The sequence below is a fragment of the Pseudomonas sp. TWP3-1 genome, assembly GCF_049896625.1.
In the GTDB taxonomy this organism is placed as follows: domain Bacteria; phylum Pseudomonadota; class Gammaproteobacteria; order Pseudomonadales; family Pseudomonadaceae; genus Aquipseudomonas.
In genome coordinates, this window is record NZ_JAFCUQ010000012.1 from 163,840 (window position 1) to 188,151 (window position 24,312).

Sequence of the window (24,312 nt, forward strand, 5' to 3'; positions counted from 1 at the left end):
AGGGAGCTTGCTCCCGCTCGGCTGCGTAGCAGTCGTCTGATTGGGACGGCTTCGCCATCCAGCGGGAGCAAGCTCCCTCGCCACAGGTCGATCACATCTGCCGCAGGTTAGCCCGCCAATCCGACAAACATGTCCTGCACGTCGTCATGGTTATCGAGGCCTTCAAGAAAGGCTTCGACTTCAGCCATCTGCTCATCGCTCAAACCGCTGACCGGGTTCTTCGGCTGGTAGCCAAGCTTGGCCGACAACACGGTGAAGCCCTGCTCCGGCAGTGCTTTCTGCACGGCATCGAGGTCAGTCGGATCGGTCAGGAACAACGTCGCGCCGTCTTCACCCGCCTCGAAATCCTGCGCACCGGCTTCAATCGCAGCCATTTCCGGATCGGAATCCGCGCTGTCCGCCGAAGCTTCGATCATGCCGACATGGTTGAAGTCCCAGGCCACCGAACCGGACGCACCCAATTGTCCCTTGCGGAACGCCACGCGGATTTCCGCCACGGTGCGGTTGATGTTGTCGGTGACGCATTCGACGATCAACGGCACCTGATGCGGAGCAAAACCTTCGTAGGTCACGCGATGGTATTGCACGGTTTCGCCAAGCAGGCCCGCGCCTTTCTTGATCGCGCGGTCCAGGGTTTCTTTCGGCATCGAAGCTTTTTTGGCTTGTTCGACCACCAGACGCAAATGTGCGTTGGTCGCGGTATCCGCACCGTTGCGCGCAGCAATGGTGATTTCCTTGACCAGTTTGCCGAAGATCTTGCCCTTGGCGTTGGATGCCGCTTCTTTGTGTTTAACCTTCCACTGTGCGCCCATTACTCACTCTCTTGATCTGTGGCGCCGAGACATTTATTGGCCGACGCGGTGGCGCCAAGTTTATACGGCCTAAAGTCGGCAATCGACCAAAAATTCGGTTGCCGAATCGACATCTTCTACGCAGCTTGTAGGGCAATTCTGAAAACCCCCTATGCCATGCCTATTTCGCGCTGCGGTTTCGTACCCTCTGCCGTCCGTATTGCCTGACAGAGCCGCGCGAATGCTCAATGACAAGGAAAGCCCCTTCACCCTGACCCTGCTCGATGGCGGCCTCTGCCTGCCGGTGCTGCGTTTCAGCGGTCATGAAGCGCTGAATCAGTTGTATCGTTTCGAGATTGAAGTCATCGGCCTGGCCCCGGCGCAACCGCCGGGTAGTCTGCTGCACCAGGCAGCGTTCCTGCAGCTGGATAACGATCAGGGGATTCACGGCATCATTCAAAGTGTCAGTTGCGAACATCGCGGAACGCATCGGATCGGTTATCAACTGGTGCTGATGCCGCATTTAAGCGCGCTCGACCTGCAGCCGCGACGCCGAGTGTTCACGCGCTCGGACGTGCCGGCAATTATTCAGCAACTGCTGACCGAACACTGCCTGGCACCGCACAGTTACCGAATCGAGATGAACGTCGGCCACTATCCGCCCCGACCGTTCTGCATCCAGTACGACGAGAGTGATCTGGCGTTGTTGCAGCGCCTGTGCGAAGAAGAAGGCATCCACTATCACTTTGAGCACCAGCCCGACGGGCATGTGGTGGTGTTCGCCGATGACAGCCTGAGTTTGCCGCAACAACCGACATCGATCGGATTCAGCAACGAGAATGACGCGCCGTCGCCCACCGTCAGTGCACTGTTCCAGCGGCATAAAGCAGTGATCCCGATGCTTGCGCAAAGCTTTCGCGAGCGTGGGCAAGTGCAAAGTCAGGAGGAAGCGGCCAACCATTCAGTGCCCGCCAACGAACCGGGATTAGTGCCGAGCGAACAGCGCCATGCCGAGCAGCGCAGTCGTCGGCAACTGGAGCGCCAGCGTTGTGAGTATCGCTCGATTCACGGCCGCAGCGATTGCCCGCGTCTGCGAAGTGGCCAACTGCTCCAAGTGGCCGATCACCCGCTCAGCGGCTTCAACGAGCAATGGCTGATCACCGAGTTGCGCCATCAGGGGCAACAGCCGTCGATCCTTGAGCCGATGCCCGCAACCCGCGGATATCACAATGAATTTACCGCGCAACCATGGTCGACCGACTTCCGTCCGCCACTGCGCCACGCGCGCCCGAGCATTCCCGGGTATCAACTGGCACGAGTGCGCGGTACACCCGGCCAGCCGCCGCAACCGGATGACCAGGGCCGCATCGCCGTGCAGCTATGGCCCGCGCTCGGCGAGACTGAAAATTTGTGGCTACCGATTGCCACCAGCGGCCGACTCGCAGCAGACGCATTGCCTCGTGCCGGCAGTGAGGTCTGGGTGAGTTTTCTCGACAGCGATCCGGATCGACCGATCCTGTGCCTCGACGCCTGTGGTTCCCGACCACTCCGGCAAACCATGCCTGAGTCCGACACTGACGACCCGTTGCTCAACTGGCTGCTCAACCGTGCCGCGCCTTGAGCTTTACAGTGGTCTTGCGGCGTATACAAATCCCCTGTGGAAGCTGATGGCATTAGCTCCCACAGGGTGAACGCATTTCAATTGTGGGAGCTAGCCTGCTAGCGATTGAAGGCGCCGCGGTGCTTCAGGCGGGCGCCAAATCGAAAAACGCTTGAATCAGGCGCAACTCCCGGCGCCGCTCGATGCATCCGAGCATGTGCCGGTTGACCAATCCGTCGCCGGCAAGCGCAATCGCCACCACGCGCGGGTCATGGCTGACCTCCACCGAAGACACCACGCCGACGCCGAGCTCGGCCGCCACGGCTTCGGTCACTGCCTCGCGACTGTCCAGCTCCAGCAGCACCCGTGGATTGACCGACGCCTGCGCACAGGCCTGATCGAAGGTGCGCCGGGTGATCGAACTGGGCTCGCGCAGCACCATGATCACTTGATCGAGTTCCTTGAGCTGCACTTCAGACGTACGCGCCGCCCAAGGATGCCCGGCCGGCACCAATGCGCAAATCCGCGATTCGCTCAGCGCTTGCAGATGCAGGCCCTTGCGCGGCTCGACTTCGGTCAACACCGCCACGTCGGCATGCTCGGACATCAGCGCGGCGAGGGTTTCCTGCGCGTTGCCCAACCGCAGGTTCACCGTAATCCCCGGATACCGCGCGCGCAGGCTGGCGAGCATCGGCATGACCATGTGCGGGCCGTCAGCCGCCACTTCCAGCCGGCCGCTGAGCAACTGTCGATTGGCTTCGAGCAACGCCTGCGCCTCTTCGGCCATGCCGAACATCGCCCGGGTGATGGCCGCGAGTTTGCTGCCCTCCTCGGTCAGCTCGACCCGCCGCGCGGTGCGCCTTAGCAGGGTGATCTGGTAGTGCTCCTCCAGCGCCTTGATGTGCCCAGTGACCGCCGGCTGACTGATGAACAGCCGCGCAGCAGCGCGGGTGAAACTGCCTTCTCGGGCGACAGCATCGAAGGCGCGCAGCTGAAACAGATTCATGAATAACTCTCACTGATGGCTGGCATAACAACAAACAATTTGATTGATGGTTCGCCGAATTGCAACTTAGGCCCCGTAGCTTCATCCCCCAGCGCTTTCGCGAGGACACACGAATGAGTATTGCCGCCCCCATCCTGCTCACTCCCGGCCCGTTGACCACTTCGGCGCGAACCCGCCAGGCGATGATGGTCGACTGGGGTTCATGGGATGACCGCTTCAATCAACTGACCGCCAGCCTCTGCGAACAATTAGTGGCGATCCTCAACGGCGCGGCGACGCACCACTGCGTGCCATTGCAAGGCAGCGGCACCTTCGCCGTCGAAGCCGCGATCGGCACCCTCGTGCCGCGTGACGGCAAGATTCTGGTATTGATCAACGGCGCGTACGGCAAGCGTCTGGCGAAGATCTGCGAAGTGCTCGGCCGCTCGTTCAGCACCTTCGAAACCGCCGAAGATGAGCCGACCACCGCGGCCGACGTAGACCGCCTGTTGCGCGCCGACGGTGATATCACCCACGTCGCACTGATTCATTGTGAAACCAGCACCGGCATCCTCAATCCACTGGCAGAAATTGCCCAAGTTATTGCGCAGCACGGCAAACGCCTGATCATCGATGCCATGAGTTCTTTCGGCGCCTTGCCGGTGGATGCGCAACAAGTGCCGTTCGATGCGCTGATCGCCGCTTCGGGCAAATGCCTGGAAGGCGTGCCGGGCATGGGTTTCGTATTCGCCCGCAAGGAATCACTGGCCGCCTCCGCCGGCAATTCGCATTCGCTGGCGATGGATCTGTTCGATCAGCACAGCTATATGCAAAAAACCGGGCAGTGGCGCTTCACCCCGCCGACCCACGTAGTCGCCGCGCTGCACGAAGCGCTGCTGCAATACCACGAAGAAGGCGGCCTGCCGGCGCGGCATGCGCGTTATGCGGCCAACTGTCAGGCGCTGATGGAAGAAATGGCCACGCTTGGGCTGCGCAGTTTTCTGCCGGCAGAAATTCAGGCGCCGATCATTGCCACTTTCCATGCGCCCAACGATCCGCGCTACCAGTTCAAGGACTTCTACGAACGGGTCAAGGCCAAGGGTTACATCCTCTACCCCGGCAAACTGACCCAGCTCGAAACCTTCCGCGTCGGCTGCATCGGCCACGTCAACCCGGCGCAAATGCGCGAAGCCGTGGCGGCGATTGGCGAGGCGCTGCGCGAGATGGAAGTCCTCGCTATCTGATTTCCCGGCACACAGCTTTTTCAGTCATTTACCACAGGATTTGATCAGCATGAACTACAGCAACCCAACCCAGCTGCAAGCCGCGATCCTCGACTGGGCCGGCACCGTAGTCGATTTCGGCTCATTCGCACCCACGCAGATTTTTGTCGAAGCCTTCGCCGAATTCGACGTTCAGGTCTCCATCGAAGAAGCCCGCGGGCCGATGGGCATGGGCAAGTGGGATCACATCCGCACCTTGTGCGACCAGCCGCAAGTCGCCGAGCGTTATCGCAAGGCGTTCGGTCGCACCCCGACTGACGACGACGTTACCGCCATCTATGAGCGCTTCATGCCGTTGCAGATCGAAAAAATCGCCGAGCACTCGGCACTGATCCCCGGCGCACTGGAGACCATCGCCAACCTGCGCCAGCAAGGGATCAAAATCGGCTCGTGTTCCGGGTATCCGAAGCAAGTCATGGACAAAGTCGTCGAATTGGCCGCGAGCAACGGCTACGTCGCCGATCACGTAGTCGCCACCGATGAAGTGCCAAACGGCCGCCCTTGGCCAGCTCAGGCATTGGCCAACGTGATTGCGCTGGGCATCGATGATGTTGCTGCGTGTGTGAAAATCGACGACACCGTGCCGGGCATTCTCGAAGGCCGCCGCGCCGGGATGTGGACGGTCGCGCTGATCTGCTCAGGCAATGCGCTGGGGCTGGATTACGCTGGTTATCGCGCGCTGAGCAGTGACGCACTGGCCAGCGAACGCGAGCGCATTCACGCACTGTTCGCAGCCTCGCGCCCGCATTACATGATCGACACCATTACCGATTTGCCAGAAGTGATTGCCGATATCAATCAACGTCTGGCAAATGGAGAAATGCCGCAAAGCTTTTAATCACACTATAAAAACCGCCAACCCGGAAAGGCCTGGCGGTTTTTTTATTGCGTCTGACAACTAACAAAACTCAGCCAATAGTAAAAAACAATATCACTCACTATTGGCGAACATGGTTATTCACTCAGAAATCAGATTACCGTCAGCATCGTATGCCAGTCCGTCCGGGTATTTAATCGAACCGTCGGGCAGTTGCTCGGTTCCATCTGCCCAGACAATACGTCCATCGGGATATTCAATGGTGTCATCCGGCCAGACAATGCGTCCGTCTGGATGCTCCACTCGACCATCCGCGTGCTGAATGATCCCGTCGGGACGCGTTACTGCAGTCTGCTCGGGGTTGATCACACTGCCATCAACCAGCGCAGTGGACCCGTCAGGGTTGCGCGTGCTGCCCAGCGCATTCAGCAGGTTGTACAGCGCAACCGGATCGACGTTGATATTCAGCGTAGGCCACGGCATTGGCGGCCTGACATCTGCTACGGGCTTGACCGGAGGTGTGCCTGGCGGCACTGGAGGCTTGACCGGTGGCACGGGCGGCTTGACGGGTGGTTTGACCGGCGGCACCGGAGGTTTGACCGGCGGTACTGGTGGCTTCACCGGAGGTTTGACCGGCGGCACTGGTGGCTTGACCGGCGGCACTGGCGGCTTTGGCTTCGGCACGGAAATCCCGGGTTTCGATACCGGAGGTTTGGCCATGGCCTTGCGCACGATATATCCAGATTTGTTATCCAGCAAAATACTGAAAGCCATATATACATCCATTTATTCAAGCAGCTGATTTATTGCTGCCGTTGATTTAGGCAATCAAATAAACTTCAATTACCGACTGCCAACGACAATAACCACTTGACTAAAAACACTCAAACTTTCGCAAATACAAGATATAAACAACACTCGGTTACAGCGTTGCATTCAAAATGTTGAACACTCTGAAAACATCACCTCCCGAACGCCGTAAAAAAAGATGACCTCGATCAGGAAGAAAGTCCGCAACGGGATTACAGTTAAAGCTTGCCGTCGCTCAAGAACGGCACGCTTGGCCCCTGACCCGTGAGGAACACCGTATGCCGTGGACAAATTCCGCCTCTCGTTACAGCACTGTGTCGATCCTGCTGCACTGGCTGATGCTGGTGCTGTTGGTACTGGTGTACGCCAGCATGGAACTGCGTGGTTTCTTTCCCAAGGGTAGCGGAGGGCGCACGCTGATCCGCGAAGTGCATTACCTGCTGGGGCTGACGGTATTCGTGCTGGTGTGGTTGCGCCTGTTTGCCCGCAGCCTGGGGCCGGCGCCGCAGATCTTTCCGGCATCGCCGCAATGGCAAACGGTCTTGGCGCGGCTGATGCATTGGGCGTTGTACCTGTTCATGATCAGCATGCCGATCCTCGGCTGGCTGATCACCAGCGCCGAGGGGCATCAGGTGATGTTCTACGGTTTCGACCTGCCGCTATTGGTGAGCGAAGACAAGGCGTTCGCCAAGCAAATCGAATACTGGCACGTGCTCATCGCCACCATCGGCTATTGGCTGATCGGGCTGCATGCGCTGGCGGGGATTTATCATCATTATGTGGTGCGCGATAACACCCTGCTGCGGATGATGCCCAAACGCGGCTAGCACCTGCCATCGAATCCCCGGCGGCCCTGCAAGCCGCCGGTGTGGATGAAGATCAGCCGTGTACCGCGAGCGAACTTGCCCGCCTCGACCTGTTGCTTGAGCGCGAGCAACGCCTTGCCGGTGTACAGCGGCTCGAAGGGAACACCGCTGGCCTGTTCGGTGTGTTCGATGAACTCCAGCAATTGCGCATCGACTTTGGCGAAGCCGCCACGGCTGGCGTCGAGCAGTTCGTAGGTCGAATTGGATATTCCGGCTTCATGAAGAATCGCCTCGACCTGCGGTGCGACACCGTGATCATCGGGCACTGCCAGTGCGCCGTAGACCCCGTGCTTACCCGCCTCCGCCAGCACCATGCCGGCGAGCGTGGTGCCCGTGCCACACGCCAGCCACCAGCCGTGAAAATCACCCCAACCCAACGTTTTTAACTGCGCAACCGCCTGCTGCTTGATCGCCGAGCAGCCCAGCGCACCGGGCAATCCGCCACCGCCCTCGGGCACTGGATGCAGTTGGGGATACTGCGCTCGCCACGGCTGCCAGAATCCCGACTCATTACGCGCCCGATAACCGCCATACCCGAGCCAGTGCAGATGCATACCGAATGCTTGCAGATCCCGCACCGTCGGCGTGTCCTGCGGATGCCCGCGCAACAGGCCGACCGTGGTGAACCCCAGACGTTTGCCCGCCGCCGCCAGCGCGTGCAAATGATTGGAGTGCGCGCCACCGAGGCTGATGATGCCTTCGGCACCGGCAAGGTCAGCGGCTTTCAGGTGTTCGACGAGTTTGAACCACTTGTTGCCGCTGATCAGCGGGTCGATCTGGTCCAGACGCAGGATCGCCACTTCGATTCCGGCGGCATGGAGCCAGTCCAGATCGAGTGATTGCAAAGGGGCTTGAGGAAGCCAATCGGAGGGGGGCAAAAGCATAAATGCCGGCTCTGTTTAAGGAGCCGGCAGTTTAAGGTGGATTACAGCTCGGCAGCCAGACGCGATCCCTGATTGATCGCGCGTTTGGCATCCAGCTCCGCCGCGACGTCAGCGCCACCGATCAGGTGCACGTTCTGCCCCGCTTCAACCAGACCATCATGCAGCTCACGCAGCGGATCCTGACCGGCGCAGATGACGATGTTGTCCACCGCGAGCAATTGCGGCTCGCCGGTTTCGCCGATGCGGATATGCAGGCCATCATCATCGATCTTCAAGTACTCGACACTGTTGAGCATCTGCACTTGCTTGTTTTTCAGCCCGGTGCGGTGAATCCAGCCCGTGGTCTTGCCCAGACCGTCGCCGACCTTGGATTTCTTGCGTTGCAGCAGAAACACCTCGCGCGCCGGCGCGTGCGGTTGGGCCTTGATCCCGGCCACGCCACCGCGAGCCTCAAGCCGGGTATCAATGCCCCACTCTTTCCAAAACGCCGCGCGATCCTGGCTGGTGGCCACGCCTTCATGCACAAGGAATTCCGAAACGTCGAAACCGATACCACCGGCACCGATCACCGCGACACGCTTGCCGACCGGTTTACGTTCGAGGATCACATCCAGATAGCTCAGGACCTTGGCGTTCTCGACGCCGGGAATCGCCGGCAGACGCGGTGCAATACCGGTGGCGAGGATGATTTCGTCATAGCCGCCATCAACCAGTTTCGCCACGTCGACGCGGGTGTTCAGGCACACCTCGACATTCGTGGTCTGCAACTTGCGATTGAAATAACGCAGGGTTTCGAAAAATTCTTCCTTGCCCGGCACACGCTTGGCGATATTGAACTGGCCGCCGATTTCGCTGGCTGAATCGAACAGCGTCACCTGATGCCCACGCTCGGCGGCAACGGTAGCGGCGGACAGACCGGCAGGCCCGGCGCCCACCACGGCAATCTTCTTGATCTGCTGCACCGGCAGATAATTGAGTTCGGTTTCATGGCAGGCACGCGGGTTGACCAGGCAACTGGTGAGCTTGCCGCCAAAGGTGTGATCGAGGCAGGCCTGGTTGCAGCCGATGCAGGTGTTGATTTCGTCGGCCCGCCCTTCGGCGGCCTTGTTGACGAAGTCCGGGTCGGCGAGGAACGGCCGCGCCATCGAGACCATGTCGGCGTCGCCCTCAGCGAGGATCTGCTCGGCGATTTCCGGGGTGTTGATGCGGTTGGTGGTGATCAGCGGAATGCTCACCGAACCACGCAGCTTGGCCGTGACCTTGCTGAACGCCGCACGCGGCACTTTGGTGGCGATGGTCGGAATGCGCGCTTCGTGCCAGCCGATGCCGGTGTTGATGATGGTCGCACCCGCCTGCTCGATGGCTTTGGCCAGGGTGACGATCTCATCCCAGGTGCTGCCGCCTTCGACCAGATCGAGCATCGACAAGCGGAAGATGATGATGAAGTTCGGGCCGACGGCTTCCCGCACGCGGCGCACGATTTCCACCGGCAGGCGCATGCGGTTTTCGTAGCTGCCACCCCAACGGTCGGTGCGATGGTTGGTGTGCGCGGCGAGGAACTGGTTAATGAAATAACCTTCGGAACCCATGATTTCCACGCCGTCATACTCAGCGGTCTGTGCCAGTACCGAACAGGTGACGAAATCGCTGATCTGCTTCTCGATGCCTTCCTCGTCCAGCTCTTTGGGCTTGAACGGGTTGATCGGTGCCTGGATCGCACTCGGCGCGACCTGCTTCGGGCTGTAGGCATAACGCCCGGCGTGCAGGATCTGCATGCAGATCTTGCCACCCGCCTCGTGTACTGCGCGGGTGACGATCTGATGCTTGAGTGCTTCTTCCTCGGTAGTCAGCTTGGCCGCGCCGGAATACACGCCGCCCTCATCGTTGGGGCCAATGCCGCCGGTGACCATCAGGCCAACACCGCCACGCGCGCGCTCGGCGAAGTACGCCGCCATGCGCTCGAAGCCACCCGGTTTCTCTTCAAGCCCCGTGTGCATCGAACCCATCAGGGTGCGGTTGCGCAAGGTGGTGAATCCCAGGTCCAGCGGGGCCAGCAGGTGCGGGTAATGGGCGGCGGTCATCGGTAACTCCACAACGAGCAATCACGGAAAATATGCGGGAGCTCTGCGTCCCCCGTCAGTCATGTTCGACAGACTAAGAGTCGCGTCGCTGTCACTCAATGACCGTAACTGACAACTTATTGATCCAAATGCGCAGCGCCCCTTGGCAAGCCACGGCATGCGCCCTACCCTAGACCTACATTCTGTACCCGGTTTTTGTTGGTTTTCATGCGCAAACTTTTGTACCTGACTTTTTCCATGGCCCTTGTGGCTGTCCTCACCTCCTACGCCATGTGGGCGGCGGACCGGCCGGCGGGCCACTATCTCTCGGACTTGCGCATCAAACTGGCGGTCGACCAAGGCACGCCCGGTGATCGCGGCAATCTGCTGGGCATCCAGCCAGAACTGTTCCCCACCGACTATCAAAGCCCCGCACGGCTGCATCGCAAACTCGCTGCTTATCTCCAGCAAGCGCAGGATCAGGGACTGCTCAGCGAAAAAACCGTGGTGGTGCTGCCGGAACACATCGGCACCTGGTTGATGATCAGCGGCGAGAAAGACGAGCTGTATCAGGCGCCGACCCTCGCCGAAGCGATGAACTGGCTGGCGGCGAGCAATCCGTTGGAATTTGCCCGTGCCTGGCTGCGCGCCAAGGGCGAAAACCGTCTGGATGACGCGCACCTGCGCATGAAAGCCAAGAGCATGGCCAAGGACTATCAGGCGTTGTTCGGGGGGCTGGCCAAAGAGTTTCACGTCACCCTCGTGGCCGGTTCAATCGTCTTGCCCGAACCGAGCGTGATCGACGGCAAGCTCAAGCCCGGCAGCGGCGCACTATTCAACAGCAGCGTGGTGTTTGGCAGCGACGGCGCACCGCTCGGCCAACCGCAGCGGCAGATGCACCCGATCTTCGATCAGCGCGAAGTGCTTGCAGCCAGCGACGAGCACAGCCTCAACGTGGTCAACACCCCGGCCGGGCGCCTCGGCGTGCTGATCGGCAGCGACAGCTGGTATCCGGACAACTACCGCAAACTCGACGCGCAAGGTGCGCAATTGGTTGCGGTGCCAGCGATCATCGTCGGGCATGGTGCGTGGGACAAGCCGTGGCGCGGGTACAAAGGTTCGAGTACGCCGAGTTCGGTCAGCCTCAAACCCGGCGAAGTCAGTGAAGGTCAGGCTTGGCACCGTTTAACCCTCACCGCCCAACCACCGAGCAGCCAGGCGATTGGCGGCGTCAGCGTATTCATGCGCGGGCAATTTTGGGACAAGCCGAGCGCCGGGCACAGTTTTCTCAGCAGCAACGGCCAGCAGTTCGCCGACGGCGATGCGCGTGGCGCGCGCTTGCTCAACCTCTGGTTGTAAATCGTGAAACCATTGCCGATGCGCCTCGGGGATCTGTCGGTAGGCTTTGTGCATAGCCTTGCCGATGCGGTGCGCAGCCATGGCGCTGATCCGCAGCCGCTACTTGAGCAATACGGCCTGGACGCAGCGCGGCTGGCTGAGGCTGGCGCGCGCTTGTCGATCCCACGTTATATGCGCCTGGGTCACGGCGCGATTCAATTGACCGGGGATCCGGCGCTGGGTCTGCGCATGGGTCAGCTCAGTCGCCTGAGTCAGGCCGGGCTGGCCGGCGTTACCGCCGCTCAAGCACCCACCGTGCGTGAAGCCGCGCGCTGTCTGATCCGCTTTGAAGCGTTGTATGGTTCCAATTATCGTGGTCAGTCGAGTTTCCACGAAGACGCCTCCGGCGCGTGGCTGCGCTTCTACTCGATCAGCCCGTATAACGCCTACAACCGCTTCGTGGTGGATTCGATCATCGCTGGCTGGCTGCATCAACTGTCGAGCATCAGTCCCGAGCCGTTGCGCGCGGAGCGGATCGAGATCGAGTTTGATACGCCGGATTATCGCGACGCCTACAGCGCGCTCGGTAACTGCCCGATGCAGTTCGGCGCCGAACGCAATCAACTGCGCCTGGATTTGGCGAGTCTTGCGCAGCGCAACCCGGAGCATTGCCCAAGCACCTGGAAGCATCTGTTGGCGTTGTGTGAACGCGAACTGGAACAACTGACGCGCACCCGCAGCCTGCGCGAACGCATCACGCAATTGCTCGGGCCGTTGCTCAATGGTGGCCGGGAACCCGACCTGGAAGAAGTGGCGGCACGCCTGAAGCTGCCAACCTGGACACTGCGGCGCAAACTGACCGAAGAAGGCACTCAGTTTCGCGCGATCCTCAATGACACTCGGCGTGATCTGGCGATGACCTACATTCGCGACACTGAACTGGCGTTCGGTGAAATCGCCTACCTGCTCGGTTTTGCCTCAGCCGAGGCGTTTCAGCGCGCATTCAAGCGCTGGAGCAGCCAGACACCGGGCGAATTTCGCCGCAGTCATCGCAAGACGGCTTGAGAATTTACAGCTCGGTCGCGTCTTCTGCCGGTTCCGGCGAATCCAGCTCGTAAGCCTGATACTCGAGCAGTTCTTCTTGATAGTCATCCATCGTGTCATCCCCCTACTCGTTCGCTTTGAAATGGCCTGAATCAAATGACCCGCGCCTCGAGCATAAAGTGCCCGTGTGAAGGAAAAATGAAATCTCGCCTTCATCAAATAAACGTAGCAGGTGGTCAAGAATTTATCGCGAGGGATTTGCAGAATGTGTGAGCTGAGGTTTCAGCTCACACATTCGCCTGAAGCGATCAGTAACTGGCAGGCATCGCCGGGATCGGCTCGGACGGTGGCGGCAGATCGGAGGGATTGGCTGGCGGGGTAATGGTTTCTGCGGCTGGTGCAGGCTCTGCGGCCGGCTCAGGAGTGATCGGCGCGGCCTCGGCAGGTGGTGCGACCGGTTGCGAGACTGGAACAGCTTCAACTGGCGCTGGTACAGGTTCGGCCGCCGGAGTCGGCGCGGGAGCTGGTGCTGGTGCTGGGACTAAAGCCGCTGGCGCAGCCTTGGCTTCAGGCACGCCCAGGTCAGCCTTGGGCTTCTCTTCGATGTGCGCAGCCTTCTTCGCTTCAGCCGGCAGGAACAACTCGACCAAGGTAAAGAAGCGCTCGTAGAACTTCTGTGAAGACACAGTTTCACTGGCGACCTTGACCATCGAGTCGTCCGAAGAGCCGATCGGCATCGATACCGATCCGAGCACACCAACGCCAACGCTCGCGGAATTATTGGTCTTCTTCAGCGCGTAACGATCCTGCAAGGCATTGGCAAACATCGTGGCATGGTGGCCGGCGCTGCCATCATCGGCACAGACGATGTTGAAGCTGATTTCCAGGTGCGTCTCACCGGTCTGCTGGAAGCTCTTGTGACCACTGACTTGCTTCGGGTCGTTGCTGGTGATGATGTAACCCTGGCTGAGCAAGGCACGGCGTGCCGCTTCGCACGTCACGGCGTCGGTCACCGGGTATGTGCGCGAGAAGGTGCCAGAGTCGTCAAAGTTCTCATGCTCATACATTGGCTTGTCTTTGGTGCAGCCGGCAGCGGCGGTCAGCACCAGCGCCAACCCGATGAAACGCACGGGAATAGAATTCAACATTAAACATCCTGAGGGAAAACGGTCCGGGGCGTATTGTGCAACAGATCGTAGCTGCGCGGAGCATGGATTAGTGTCTTAAAACAGTTACAGCTGTACCGACCGTGAATATGCAGAAAAGATCACACAGTTCGATGGCTGGTATAGGCCCGCCTGCAGCAATCACCAGACACAAAAAAGCCCCGGATTTGCATCCGGGGCTTCATTTTGCAGCTCAGTCAACCATCAGAAACGCTTGATGTCGGCTTCGCTTTCCAGCTGTTTGCGATACGCCGCGAAGTCCTGCTGACCCACACGCGACGCGAGGAAGCGACGATATTGCGCTTTCTCTTCGTCAGTCGGCGCAGCGGCTTCGTTCACAGCGTTGAGACGCACGATGGTCAGGCTGCCGTCCGGCAACGTTACGCTGCTGAACGACGGCTTGTCCTGGCCAGCCGGCTTAGGCATGCGGAACAGCGCTTGCAGCACGGCCGGGTCAACGCCTTCCTGAGCGCGAGTGGCCGCTGCAGTGACTTTCCAGCTTTGACCGTCAATAGCCTTGTCGAGCGGAGTCTTGCCGTCACGCAGACCGGCGATCAGTTGATCGGCCTTGGTCTTGGCAGCAGCGCTGGCGTGCTCTTTGGCCAACTGGGTGCGAATGGCGGTTGCCACGCTTTCCAGCGGCAGTTGAGCAGGCTTCAGGTGCTCCTTGGCGCGCAATACAATCACGGTTTCCGGGTCCAGTTCGATGGCGGTGCTGTTTGCGCCTTCATCGAGAACTTCGGTACTGAACGCAGCAGTCACCACGGCACGGTTGGCCGCAATGCCTTCGCCGCCTTCACGACCAAACGGCTTGGTGGTGTGTACGGCCAGTTTCAGATCCTGCGCTGGCTGGGCCAGATCGGATGCTTCGAACGAAGAGTCTTCCAGTTGCTTGGTCGCCTCGACGAAACGCTGCTCCACTTGCTGGGTTTTCAGCTCGCGGGTCAGTTTGTCTTTCAGGCTGGCCAGCGTCGGGACTTCCGGCGCTTCGACGCCCAGCAACTTGATCAGGTGAAAACCGAAGTCGGTGCGCACCGGCTCGGAAACCTGGTCTTTAGCCAGCGAGTACAGCGACTTTTCGAAAGCCGGATCGTAGACGCCAGGGCCTGCGAAACCAAGGTCACCGCCATTGCTGGCCGAACCCGGATCCTGCGAGAACTCCTTGGCCAGCGCTTCGAATTTCTCGCCCTTGGCCAAGCGTGCCTGGATCTCTTCGATCTTGGTCTTGGCCTGAGCTTCGGTGGTCTTGTCGTTGACTTCGATCAGAATGTGCGCCGCACGACGCTGTTCCGACAGGTTGGCGATCTCTTTCTGATACGCCGCTTGCAGGTCCTCGTCTTTCACGCTGACCTGATCGAAGAACGAAGCCTTTTTCAGCTCGAGGTAATCGATGATCACCTGATCCGGCGTCATGAATTCCTTGGCATGCTCGTCGTAGTAAGCCTTGACCTCATCGTCAGTCAGTTTGACTGCGGCAGGGTCAGCCTTGACGCTCAGGGTAGCGAAATCGCGCGTCTGTTTTTCCAGACGGGCAAATGCCAACACTTGAGCGTCGGTCACGAAGCCACTGCCGGCAACACCGGCGCGCAGCTGACCGATCAGCATTTCCTGAGCCAGCATCTGGCGGAATTGCATGCGGCTGTAACCCAGTTGACGGATCACCTGGTCGAAGCGCTCGGAGCTGAACTTGCCGTCAACCTGGAATTCAGGTGTCTGCAAAATCACTTGGTCGAGTGCAGCTTCGGAGAATGCGAATTTCGATTTTTCTGCGCCTTGCAGCAGCAGTTTGCGATCGATCAGGCCTTTGAGAGCCGAGTCGCGCAGCATTTTTTCGTCGAGCAAAGAAGCGTCGAAGTCTTTGCCCAGCTGTTGCATCAGCTGACGGCGTTGCATATCAACGGCCTGGCTCAGCTCGTTCTGGCTGATTTCTTCACCATTGACCTTGGCCGCATCCTGGCTGTTGGTAGTAGCCTGGAAAATCGCCTCGATACCGGTGAAAGCCATCAATACAACGATGATCCCGATGATGGTTTTGGCAATCCAGCCTTGTGAATTGTCCCTGATATTCTGCAGCATGCGTCCCCCAGAAACGGTTGAACTTCAAAATTAGGCAACCGTGGAGCGTGGGTAGAATCCGGATAGAAGAAAGGCGCATCCGAGGATGCGCCTTCTCGTAACTGGCGGAGCGGACAGGGCTCGAACCCTCGATCCCGGTGTGACAGGCAGCTATTTCAACCACCTGCTCTACCGCTCCGCTGCCAAGTCAGGCTTGACCCCGACCCGGATGGGTAAAAACTTGAAAGAGACTTAGTTGACGGCTTCTTTCAGGGCTTTACCGGCTTTGAAACCTGGTTTTTTAGCCGCTGCGATTTCCAGCGTCTTACCGGTCTGTGGGTTACGACCAACGCGAGCTGGACGATCAGTTACGGAGAAAGTACCGAAACCCACCAGAACAACGGAGTCGCCAGCCTTGAGAGCGCCAGTGACGGATTCGATTACAGCGTCCAGCGCACGGCCAGCAGCAGCTTTCGGGATATCAGCGGATGCAGCGATAGCATCAATCAGTTCCGACTTGTTCACTCTAAGTCCCCTTATATCTATTTGAGTTTGATTCTAAGTTTTTTGGTGAAAGCAAAATCAGTGCTGAATGGCCTACAGACACTTAAGAGCCGCTTTATAACAAGGGCTCTAAAAAGCTGTCAAGGAAGCCCCTCAGGCAAATGCATACTAATGCGTGCTAATTCTTTCCTTAGAGTCAGACTCACGTTTTTCGTCCTTGGCAACTATCTCGGGAGCCACATCCGGCAAGGGCTCCGGCGCGTATTGCAGCGCAATTTGCAGGACCTCGTCAATCCATTTAACCGGTTTAATCTGCAGATCCTGCTTGATATTGTCAGGAATCTCCTTCAAATCGCGCACGTTCTCTTCCGGAATGATCACAGTCTTGATCCCGCCGCGGTGTGCCGCGAGCAGTTTTTCCTTCAGACCGCCAATCGCCAGCACCTGACCACGCAAGGTAATTTCACCGGTCATGGCTACATCGGCTCGCACCGGAATCCCGGTCAACGCCGAAACCAGCGCCGTGCACATGCCTACGCCAGCGCTCGGACCGTCTTTCGGCGTCGCGCCTTCCGGCATGTGGATGTGCGTGTCGCGCTTCTCATGGAAGTCCAGAGGAATGCCCAGGCTCTTCGCACGGCTGCGCACAACAGTCAGCGCCGCAGTGATCGATTCGACCATTACATCGCCCAGCGAACCGGTCTTGATCAGCTGACCTTTACCCGGCACAACCGCAGCTTCGATGGTCAGTAATTCGCCGCCAACCTGAGTCCAGGCCAGCCCGGTCACCTGACCGATCTGATCCTGCTGCTCGGCCAGACCGTAGCGGAATTTACGCACCCCGAGGAAATGCTCCAGCAGATCGGCTGTCACTTTTACCGAGAAGCGTTTTTCCAGCGCATGCTCTTTGACCGCCTTGCGGCAGACCTTGGCAATCTGCCGCTCGAGGCCGCGGACACCGGCTTCACGGGTGTAATACCGGATAATGTCGCGAATGGCTTCAGCGTCGAATTCCAGCTCGCCCTTCTTCAAGCCGTTGGCCTGAATCTGTTTTGGCGACAGATATTTAACGGCGATGTTGATCTTTTCGTCTTCGGTGTAGCCCGGTAGACGAATCACTTCCATCCGGTCGAGCAGCGCCGGTGGGATGTTCATCGAGTTCGAGGTGCACAGGAACATCACATCCGACAGGTCGTAATCGACCTCCAGATAGTGGTCGTTGAAGTTGTGGTTTTGCTCGGGATCGAGCACTTCCAGCAACGCCGACGCCGGGTCGCCACGCATGTCGCTGCCCATTTTGTCGATTTCATCGAGCAGGAACAGCGGGTTGCGCACACCCACCTTCGTCATCTTTTGAATCAATCTTCCTGGCATCGAACCGATGTAAGTCCGACGGTGACCACGGATTTCCGCTTCATCACGCACACCGCCAAGGGCCATGCGCACGAATTTGCGGTTAGTGGCATGGGCAATCGACTCGGCCAGCGAGGTTTTACCCACGCCCGGAGGGCCGACCAGGCACAACACCGGGCCACGAATTTTCTTCACGCGCTTTTGTACGGCGAGGTATTCAAGGATGCGCTCCTTGACCTCATCGAGGCCGTAATGGTCGGCGTCGAGAATGTCCTCAGCGCGCGCCAGGTCGAGGCGCACTTTGCTCTGAGCCTTCCACGGCACCTGCACCAGCCAGTCGATGTACGAGCGCACCACGGTGGCCTCAGCGGACATCGGCGACATTTGCTTGAGCTTGTTCAGCTCGGCGGTGGCTTTGGCCAGAGCATCCTTTGGCAGACCTGCAGCGTCGATACGCTTTTTCAGGTCTTCGATTTCGTTGTGGCCTTCGTCGCTGTCGCCGAGTTCTTTCTGAATGGCCTTCATCTGCTCATTCAGGTAGTACTCGCGCTGACTGCGCTCCATTTGTTTTTTGACACGACCGCGAATGCGTTTTTCGACTTGCAGCAGGTCAATCTCGGCATCCAGCAACGCCAGAACGTGCTCGACCCGGGCCGACAAATCAATGATTTCGAGGATTTCCTGCTTCTGCTCGATCTTCAGCGCCATGTGCGCGGCCATGGTGTCGACCAGACGACCCGGCTCATCGATGCTGTTGAGCGAAGACAGGACTTCAGCCGGGACTTTCTTGCCCAACTGCACATATTGTTCGAATTGCGAGAGCAGTGTGCGCACGAACACTTCGGATTCGCGCTCTGGGGCGTCGACTTCGTCGATCAGCGACACTTCGGCACGGCAATGGCCATCGACTTCGCTGAAGCGCTCCACGGCGCCCCGCTGCTCGCCTTCGACCAGAACCTTGACGGTGCCGTCCGGCAGCTTGAGCAATTGCAGAACAGTGGCGATGGTACCTACGCGATAGAGTGCATCTTCACCGGGATCATCGTCAGCCGGGTTTCTCTGGGCCAACAGCAAGATCTGCTTGTCGCCCGTCATCGCAGCTTCGAGGGCTTCGATGGATTTCTCGCGCCCCACGAACAGCGGGATAACCATGTGCGGATAAACCACGACATCACGCAATGGCAGGAGAGGCAATTCGATGGTGGTCTTCATGATTTCGCCTCTACGGCGGCCGTACGGCCGTAATCGGATGGAATTGAGCTTGAAACCAAGATGGGGGCTGCTTTGGAAAAAAACAAGCGCTATGAAGATGTTAAAACTTTCTTAAAAAAAAAGAGGCCCGAAGGCCCCTTCTTTACTCCAGCAGGCTGAACGCTTAAGCGTCCGGCGCTGCCTTGGCAGTCGGCTCACTGTTTTCGTAGATATACAGTGGCTTGGACTTGCCTTCGATCACGCTTTCATCGATCACGACTTTGCTCACCTCGGACTGCGAGGGGATTTCATACATCGTGTCGAGCAGCACACCTTCGAGAATCGAACGCAGACCACGGGCACCGGTTTTACGTTCCAGGGCACGCTTGGCGACGGATTTCAGTGCGTCGGCACGGAATTCCAGGTCGACGCCTTCCATCTCGAACAGCTTGGCATACTGTTTGGTCAGAGCATTTTTCGGCTCGGTGAGGATCTGCATCAACGCAGCCTCATCCAGCTCATCCAGTGTCGCCAGAACCGGCAGACGACCAACGAATTCCGGGATCAGACCGAACTTGACCAGATCGTCAGGCTCGACTTCACGCAGGGATTCACCGACCTTCTTGCCTTCTTCCTTGCTGCGAACTTCGGCGTTGAAACCGATGCCACCTTTCGTGGACCGATTCTGGATGACTTTCTCCAGACCGGAAAACGCACCACCGCAGATGAACAGGATATTACGGGTGTCGACCTGCAGGAATTCCTGCTGCGGATGCTTGCGCCCACCTTGCGGCGGAACGGAAGCGACCGTGCCTTCGATCAACTTGAGCAAGGCCTGCTGCACGCCTTCACCGGAAACGTCCCGGGTGATCGACGGGTTGTCGGACTTGCGTGAAATCTTGTCGATTTCATCGATGTAGACAATGCCCATCTGGGCTTTTTCTACGTCGTAGTCGCACTTCTGCAGCAGCTTCTGAATGATGTTCTCGACATCCTCACCTACATAACCCGCCTCGGTGAGGGTGGTTGCGTCGGCGATGGTGAACGGAACGTTCAGCAAGCGCGCCAGAGTTTCGGCAAGCAGGGTTTTACCCGAGCCTGTCGGGCCGATCAGCAAGATGTTGCTCTTGCCGAGTTCGACGTCGTCATTCTTTTTGTCACGCTGGTTCAGACGCTTGTAGTGGTTGTACACCGCTACGGCCAGAACCTTCTTCGCACGCTCCTGACCAATCACATACTGGTCAAGGATGCCGCTGATTTCTTTAGGCGAAGGCAATTTATGCGCGCTGCTCTCGGCCTGGGCTTCCTGCACCTCCTCGCGGATGATGTCATTGCACAGGTCGACGCACTCGTCGCAGATAAAGACCGAGGGGCCGGCAATCAATTTGCGCACTTCATGCTGGCTTTTGCCACAGAAGGAGCAATAGAGCAGCTTGCCGTTGTCCTCGCCGTTGCGGGTGTCAGTCATTCGTTCGATCCAAATCCGATAGGCTTGCAACACAAGATGAAGGCTATTGCGGGCTTTTTCAAGCCCGCAGGTGATCGGACAAGCCGACCAGCCCTATTTTGAGCTGCTTATTTTAAGCTGGACGCTGGGCGATCACTTCATCGATCAACCCGTACGCACGCGCGGCTTCAGCACTCATGAAATTGTCGCGGTTGGTGTCGCGCTCGATTTCTTCGAGCGTGTGCCCGCTGTGCTTGGCCATCAGCGTGTTGAGGCGCTCACGAATGAACAGGATTTCCTTGGCATGGATTTCGATATCCGAAGCCTGGCCCTGGAAACCGCCCAATGGCTGGTGAATCATCACACGCGAGTTCGGCAGGCAGAAACGCTTGCCCGGCGCACCGGCAGTCAGCAGGAACGCGCCCATGCTGCACGCTTGACCAATGCAGGTAGTCGATACATTCGGCTTGATGAACTGCATGGTGTCGTAGATCGACATGCCCGCTGTCACCGAACCGCCTGGCGAGTTGATGTAGAGATGGATGTCCTTGTCCGGGTTTTCCGCTTCAAGGAACAGCAATTGCGCACAAATCAGGTTGGCCATGTAGTCCTCTACCGGACCAACCAGAAAGATCACTCGCTCCTTGAGAAGGCGCGAATAGATGTCATAGGCGCGTTCGCCACGAGCGGATTGCTCGACAACCATCGGGACCAGGCCGCCTGCGGCCTGGATATCAGAGTTCTGCTGAATATAAGAATTACGGAACATGCTCTGCAGTCGCTCCCAAATAGTTATGTCTTGAATACGCATAAGCCAGCTCGAGAGCTGGCTTATGGTGTGTTCTTCTAACGCAAAAACAATCAGTCGGCTGTTGGAGCTTCTACCGGCTTGACCGCTTCTTCGTAAGAGACCGATTTGTCGGTCACGCTAGCTTTCTGCAGAACAGTATCCACAACTTGTTCTTCAAGCACAACCGAACGGACTTCGTTCAGCTGCTGCTCGTTCTTGTAGTACCACGATACGACCTGCTCAGGCTCTTGGTAAGCCGAAGCCATTTCCTGAATCATTTCGCGAACGCGAGCGTCGTCAGGCTTGAGGTCGAATTGCTTGACCACTTCGGCCACGATCAGACCCAGTACTACACGGCGCTTGGCTTGCTCTTCGAACAGCTCGGCCGGCAGTTGATCAGGCTTGATGTTGCCGCCGAACTGCTGAACAGCCTGCACGCGCAGACGGTCAACTTCGTTGGACAGCAGAGCTTTAGGCACTTCGATCGGGTTGGTGGCCAGCAGACCGTCCATTACCTGATTTTTTACTTTCGATTTGATGGCCTGACGCAGTTCACGCTCCATGTTCTTGCGAACTTCGGTGCGGAAGCCGTCGATGCCGCTTTCCTTGATGCCGAATTGCGCGAAGAACTCTTCGTTCAGCTCAGGCAGTTTTGGCTCGGAAACGGTGTTGACGGTAACGGTGAACTCGGCGGTTTTGCCAGCCAGGTCCAGGTTCTGATAGTCCTCTGGGAAGGTCAGGTTCAGAACGCGCTCTTCGCCAGCTTTAGCGCCAACCAAGCCTTCTTCGAAGCCCGGGATCATGCGGCCGGAACCGATTACCAGCTGAGTGCCTTTGGCGGAACCACCAGCGAACACTTCGCCGTCAACCTTGCCAACGAAATCGATGTTCAGCTGGTCTTCGTTCTGGGCAGCGCGATCGGCCACTTCAAAACGGGTGTTCTGCTTGCGCAGGATGTCGAGCATCTTGTCCAGATCGGCGTCAGCCACGTCGGCGCTCAGGCGCTCAACGGTGATGGCGTCGAAGTCGGCAACTTTGAACTCTGGGAACACTTCGAATACAGCAACGTATTCCAGGTCTTTGCCTTCAACGATCGACTTAGGCTCGATCGACGGCGAACCAGCCGGGTTCAGTTTCTGCTCAACCACAGCTTCGTAGAAGGAGGACTGGATCACGTCGCCTACAGCTTCCTGGCGCGCATCAGCACCGAAGCGGCGCTTGATTTCGCTCATTGGCACTTTGCCTGGACGGAAGCCAGCGATCTTGGCCTTTTGGGCGGTCTGCTGCAGACGCTTGGTTACCTGGCTCTCAATTTTCTCCGCCGGCACGGTGACACTCATGCGGCGCTCAAGAGCAGTAGTATTTTCAACAGAAACTTGCATGGATATTCCTCGTTGCACAGACGTTAGCCGGCCGTTTCCGACCCCAGAATCAAGGGCATGCATTCTAGTGGGTCAAACTCAAGAAGTCACCCTACTGAAAACGGGTAAAAAAACAGCAGGCAATTTGAAGGCAGGGACAAACGGTTTGCGCCCTGCCCTGTTCGCAATACAGCTAATCTCGCCAAGGCTCTGCAGCGACCTCTTCTATATATAGAAGCGCCAACGCATCGCCCTTTCTGCAACCCGAAACCGGCGGTCGCCGAATTTCGAATCCGTAAAACAAAAAAGGCGCCAGACTGTTAAATCTGGCGCCTTTCGAAATATGGGGTGGACGATGGGGATCGAACCCACGACAACGGGAGTCACAATCCCGTGCTCTACCAACTGAGCTACGCCCACCATATTGCGTTACAAAGAAGACAGACAACTTCACTTCTTTGTTGAACCTCACCAGGCCTGCGGCTTGAATGAAGCTTTAATTGGTGCGGATGAAGAGACTCGAACTCTTACGTCTTGCGACGCTGGAACCTAAATCCAGTGTGTCTACCAATTCCACCACATCCGCAGATGAAGCTTTAAAACAAAAACGCCAGACCGTTAAATCTGGCGCTTTTCGAAATATGGGGTGGACGATGGGGATCGAACCCACGACAACGGGAGTCACAATCCCGTGCTCTACCAACTGAGCTACGCCCACCATATCGCGTTACTTGTGCCAATGCTGCCTAATGGCGCACCCGGCAGGACTCGAACCTGCGACCATCCGCTTAGAAGGCGGATGCTCTATCCAGCTGAGCTACGGGCGCCTTGTTAGCTGTACCCTTGGAGGACTACAAACTAAGTGCTTTCCAGTTTCGCAGAACGTTAATCCTGCTCGACCTTCTTAACCAGTGCTAGGCTGTGCCCGACAAGTGCGACGAATAGTATAGAGCGCTCCCAAGGTCGTCAAATCCTTTTTAAAAAAAATTCATTTAATTAAAGGGCTTAGGGGAATTTGCTGACCAAGCGCCTTTGCCCTCACCGCCTGACATGCGAGAATGCGTTCTCTTTTTTTCCCCTCTCGATGGTTAATCACGCGCAATGACTGCACAACTAATCGACGGCAAATCGATCGCCGCCAGCCTGCGTCAGCAGATCGCCAAACGAGTTGCCGAGCGTCGCCAGCAAGGTCTGCGCACTCCAGGCCTCGCGGTGATCCTGGTCGGCAGCGATCCTGCCTCTCAGGTTTATGTCTCGCACAAGCGTAAAGACTGCGAGGAAGTCGGCTTTATATCCCAGGCCTACGACCTGCCCGCCGAAACCACTCAAGACGCGCTGACCGATCTGATCGATCGCCTCAACGAAGACCCGGCAATCGACGGCGTTCTGCTGCAGCTGCCGCTGCCGGAACACCTGGACGCCTCGAAACTGCTCGAGCGCATCCGCCCGGACAAAGACGTCGATGGTTTCCATCCTTATAACGTCGGCCGTCTGGCCCAGCGCATCCCGCTACTGCGCCCGTGCACCCCGAAAGGCATCATGGCGTTGCTGGAAAGCACTGGCGTCGATCTGTACGGAATGGACGCAGTTGTCGTCGGCGCCTCCAACATCGTCGGTCGCCCGATGGCCATGGAGTTGCTGCTGGCCGGTTGCACCGTGACCGTCACTCACCGCTTCACCAAGGATCTGGCTGGCCACGTCGGCCGCGCTGATCTGGTGGTGGTTGCCGCCGGCAAGCCGGGCCTGGTCAAGGGTGAGTGGATCAAGCAAGGCGCAATCGTGATCGACGTCGGCATCAACCGTCAGGATGACGGCAAACTGGTCGGTGACGTCGTCTACGAAACCGCCCTGCCCCGTGCTGGCTGGATCACTCCAGTACCGGGCGGCGTTGGCCCGATGACCCGCGCGTGCCTGCTGGAAAACACCCTCTATGCAGCGGAAACACTGCACAGCTGAGTCGTGTTTTT

19 protein-coding genes and 4 tRNA genes are annotated in these 24,312 nt (G+C 58.2%); 7 read left to right on the top strand and 16 right to left on the bottom strand.

From position 1 onward, the window contains the following. Positions 1 to 107: 107 nt before the first annotated feature. Positions 108 to 812 carry a YebC/PmpR family DNA-binding transcriptional regulator gene (locus tag ACP7BN_RS17735; protein ID WP_420650125.1) on the bottom strand — a complete coding sequence of 235 codons (705 nt, stop codon included), beginning with the start codon at positions 810 to 812 and terminating at the stop codon, positions 108 to 110. Between the two features lie 220 nt (positions 813 to 1,032). Here ACP7BN_RS17735 and ACP7BN_RS17740 point away from each other — a divergent pair, with 220 nt between their 5' ends. Then, positions 1,033 to 2,412 (top strand): type VI secretion system Vgr family protein, encoded by a 1,380-nt coding sequence (locus tag ACP7BN_RS17740; protein ID WP_426205451.1) that lies wholly within the window; start codon positions 1,033 to 1,035, stop codon positions 2,410 to 2,412. 124 nt (positions 2,413 to 2,536) lie between these two features. Here ACP7BN_RS17740 and ACP7BN_RS17745 read toward each other — a convergent pair whose 3' ends face one another. Further along, entirely contained in the window at positions 2,537 to 3,397 is an 861-nt protein-coding gene (locus tag ACP7BN_RS17745) for a LysR substrate-binding domain-containing protein (protein ID WP_426205452.1), read from the bottom strand. Between the two features lie 113 nt (positions 3,398 to 3,510). On the opposite strand from ACP7BN_RS17745, the gene ACP7BN_RS17750 reads away from it, so the two are divergent. Continuing rightward, positions 3,511 to 4,620: a 2-aminoethylphosphonate--pyruvate transaminase gene (locus ACP7BN_RS17750; protein WP_426205453.1), complete on the top strand. Its 1,110-nt coding sequence runs from the start codon at positions 3,511 to 3,513 to the stop codon at positions 4,618 to 4,620. Positions 4,621 to 4,669: 49 nt separating this feature from the next. Beyond that, entirely contained in the window at positions 4,670 to 5,497 is an 828-nt protein-coding gene (phnX, locus tag ACP7BN_RS17755) for a phosphonoacetaldehyde hydrolase (protein ID WP_426205454.1), read from the top strand. A gap of 120 nt (positions 5,498 to 5,617) precedes the next feature. Here the strand turns inward: phnX and ACP7BN_RS17760 are convergent, their stop codons facing one another. Next, complete coding sequence (locus ACP7BN_RS17760) at positions 5,618 to 6,250, bottom strand: hypothetical protein (RefSeq protein ID WP_426205455.1); 633 nt, start codon at positions 6,248 to 6,250, stop codon at positions 5,618 to 5,620. A 314-nt stretch (positions 6,251 to 6,564) separates the two neighbouring features. On the opposite strand from ACP7BN_RS17760, the gene ACP7BN_RS17765 reads away from it, so the two are divergent. Next, positions 6,565 to 7,113: a cytochrome b gene (locus ACP7BN_RS17765; RefSeq protein ID WP_420650134.1), complete on the top strand. Its 549-nt coding sequence runs from the start codon at positions 6,565 to 6,567 to the stop codon at positions 7,111 to 7,113. Here ACP7BN_RS17765 and ACP7BN_RS17770 read toward each other — a convergent pair. Both ACP7BN_RS17770 and ACP7BN_RS17775 read right to left on the bottom strand, forming a co-directional pair. Continuing rightward, a complete protein-coding gene (locus ACP7BN_RS17770) occupies positions 7,110 to 8,036 on the bottom strand; it encodes a 1-aminocyclopropane-1-carboxylate deaminase/D-cysteine desulfhydrase (RefSeq protein ID WP_426205456.1) in 927 nt (308 codons plus the stop codon). The genes ACP7BN_RS17765 and ACP7BN_RS17770 overlap by 4 nt on opposite strands. A gap of 41 nt (positions 8,037 to 8,077) precedes the next feature. Beyond that, the gene (locus tag ACP7BN_RS17775) at positions 8,078 to 10,117 is read right to left on the bottom strand and encodes an FAD-dependent oxidoreductase (protein WP_426205457.1); all 2,040 of its coding nucleotides are present in this window, start codon (positions 10,115 to 10,117) and stop codon (positions 8,078 to 8,080) included. Between the two features lie 207 nt (positions 10,118 to 10,324). Here ACP7BN_RS17775 and ACP7BN_RS17780 point away from each other — a divergent pair, with 207 nt between their 5' ends. Both ACP7BN_RS17780 and ACP7BN_RS17785 read left to right on the top strand, forming a co-directional pair. After that, positions 10,325 to 11,455 carry a carbon-nitrogen hydrolase family protein gene (locus ACP7BN_RS17780; RefSeq protein ID WP_426205458.1) on the top strand — a complete coding sequence of 377 codons (1,131 nt, stop codon included), beginning with the start codon at positions 10,325 to 10,327 and terminating at the stop codon, positions 11,453 to 11,455. A 3-nt stretch (positions 11,456 to 11,458) separates the two neighbouring features. Then, positions 11,459 to 12,499 (top strand): AraC family transcriptional regulator, encoded by a 1,041-nt coding sequence (locus ACP7BN_RS17785; RefSeq protein WP_426205459.1) that lies wholly within the window; start codon positions 11,459 to 11,461, stop codon positions 12,497 to 12,499. A gap of 287 nt (positions 12,500 to 12,786) precedes the next feature. On the opposite strand, the gene ACP7BN_RS17790 is transcribed toward ACP7BN_RS17785, so the two are convergent. The 11 genes from ACP7BN_RS17790 to ACP7BN_RS17840 all read right to left on the bottom strand — a co-directional run bounded on the left by ACP7BN_RS17790 (position 12,787) and on the right by ACP7BN_RS17840 (position 23,172). Beyond that, positions 12,787 to 13,626: a DUF2242 domain-containing protein gene (locus tag ACP7BN_RS17790; RefSeq protein ID WP_426205460.1), complete on the bottom strand. Its 840-nt coding sequence runs from the start codon at positions 13,624 to 13,626 to the stop codon at positions 12,787 to 12,789. Between the two features lie 222 nt (positions 13,627 to 13,848). Further along, positions 13,849 to 15,720, bottom strand: a complete 1,872-nt coding sequence (locus ACP7BN_RS17795) for a SurA N-terminal domain-containing protein (RefSeq protein ID WP_426205461.1) — start codon at positions 15,718 to 15,720, stop codon at positions 13,849 to 13,851. 231 nt (positions 15,721 to 15,951) lie between these two features. Further along, complete coding sequence (locus ACP7BN_RS17800) at positions 15,952 to 16,224, bottom strand: HU family DNA-binding protein (RefSeq protein WP_096822334.1); 273 nt, start codon at positions 16,222 to 16,224, stop codon at positions 15,952 to 15,954. Between the two features lie 147 nt (positions 16,225 to 16,371). Then, entirely contained in the window at positions 16,372 to 18,768 is a 2,397-nt protein-coding gene (gene lon, locus ACP7BN_RS17805; protein WP_420650141.1) for an endopeptidase La, read from the bottom strand. Between the two features lie 163 nt (positions 18,769 to 18,931). Beyond that, a complete protein-coding gene (gene clpX, locus ACP7BN_RS17810; protein ID WP_007901798.1) occupies positions 18,932 to 20,215 on the bottom strand; it encodes an ATP-dependent Clp protease ATP-binding subunit ClpX in 1,284 nt (427 codons plus the stop codon). Between the two features lie 112 nt (positions 20,216 to 20,327). Then, the gene (gene clpP, locus ACP7BN_RS17815; RefSeq protein ID WP_122839346.1) at positions 20,328 to 20,963 is read right to left on the bottom strand and encodes an ATP-dependent Clp endopeptidase proteolytic subunit ClpP; all 636 of its coding nucleotides are present in this window, start codon (positions 20,961 to 20,963) and stop codon (positions 20,328 to 20,330) included. Positions 20,964 to 21,055: 92 nt separating this feature from the next. Then, a complete protein-coding gene (gene tig / locus ACP7BN_RS17820) occupies positions 21,056 to 22,366 on the bottom strand; it encodes a trigger factor (protein WP_426205462.1) in 1,311 nt (436 codons plus the stop codon). A gap of 323 nt (positions 22,367 to 22,689) precedes the next feature. After that, positions 22,690 to 22,765 (bottom strand) — tRNA-His (locus ACP7BN_RS17825). An 81-nt stretch (positions 22,766 to 22,846) separates the two neighbouring features. Beyond that, a tRNA-Leu gene (locus tag ACP7BN_RS17830) sits at positions 22,847 to 22,931 on the bottom strand. A gap of 56 nt (positions 22,932 to 22,987) precedes the next feature. After that, a tRNA-His gene (locus ACP7BN_RS17835) sits at positions 22,988 to 23,063 on the bottom strand. A gap of 32 nt (positions 23,064 to 23,095) precedes the next feature. Next, a tRNA-Arg gene (locus ACP7BN_RS17840) sits at positions 23,096 to 23,172 on the bottom strand. Between the two features lie 274 nt (positions 23,173 to 23,446). On the opposite strand from ACP7BN_RS17840, the gene folD reads away from it, so the two are divergent. Further along, complete coding sequence (gene folD / locus ACP7BN_RS17845) at positions 23,447 to 24,301, top strand: bifunctional methylenetetrahydrofolate dehydrogenase/methenyltetrahydrofolate cyclohydrolase FolD (RefSeq protein WP_426205463.1); 855 nt, start codon at positions 23,447 to 23,449, stop codon at positions 24,299 to 24,301. Positions 24,302 to 24,312: the final 11 nt, after the last annotated feature.